General features: G+C 62.8%; 1 pseudogene. It reads left to right on the forward strand.

Going from position 1 to position 965, the window contains the following annotated elements:
- The first annotated feature begins 108 nt into the window (after positions 1–108).
- A pseudogene (locus HL658_RS36465) lies at positions 109–947 on the forward strand (IS5 family transposase).
- The last annotated feature ends 18 nt before the right edge of the window (positions 948–965 follow it).

Below are 965 nucleotides of genomic sequence, written 5' to 3' on the forward strand. Positions count from 1 at the left end.
AGTGTCCGTCCGGGAAGTGGCTGAGTCGGATCAAGGGGGTAGGAAAAGGGTTGAAGGCATTGACTCGGCTGTGATTCCCTTGATGGCGTCACTGATTGGACATTCGCCATGTGGACGCCCGAGAGCCGCCCGCTGTACAACCGCGATCATCTTCGCTACCCGAGTGACCTGACGGATGCGGAGTGGACGCTGGTCGAGCCACTGCTCCCTCCGGCGAAACGCGGCGGCCGCAAGCGTACGGTCAACCTGCGGGAGGTGGTCAACGGCATCATGTATGTGCTGGGCACCGGCTGCCAGTGGCGGGCGCTTCCCAAGGATCTGCCGCCCCGCAGCACGGTGTTCGACTACCTGGATTTGTGGAGCTGGGACGGGACGCTGGATCGCATCCATCATGAACTCTACGTCCGCTGCCGCGAGCAGGCGGAGCGGGAGGCCAGCCCGACCGCCGCCATCATCGACAGCCAAAGCGTAAAGAGCGCCGAAAAAGGGGGGGCTCGATCGACCCAGCGGGCTATGATGGCGGCAAGAAAATCAAAGGGAAGAAGCGGCACATCGTCGTCGACACGCAAGGCTTCCTGATGCACGCCATCGTCCATGCCGCCAACATCCAGGACCGCGATGGCGGTGTCGTGCTGATGGCCAGCCTGTTCGGCCTCTTCCCCTTCCTTCTGAAGCTGTTCGCGGACGGCGGCTACCAGGGCGAGCAATTCCAAAGCGGCCTGCGGGCGGCCCTGACCCACGTCCAAGTCGAGATCGTCAAACGCTCCGACCGCGCAAAGGGCTTCGTCGTCCTGCCCAAACGGTGGATCGTAGAGCGCACCTTCGCCTGGCTCAACCGCTGCCGCCGCCTCGCCAAGGATTGGGAGAACCTCAACCGCAAGGGGCTGACATTCCTTCGCCTCGCCTCCATTCGACTCATGCTGCGACGACTATGCAAGCCGGTATGAACTTTCCGGACAGACTCT

Source organism: Azospirillum oleiclasticum, from assembly GCF_013423485.1.
GTDB classification, from domain to species: Bacteria; Pseudomonadota; Alphaproteobacteria; order Azospirillales; family Azospirillaceae; genus Azospirillum; species Azospirillum oleiclasticum.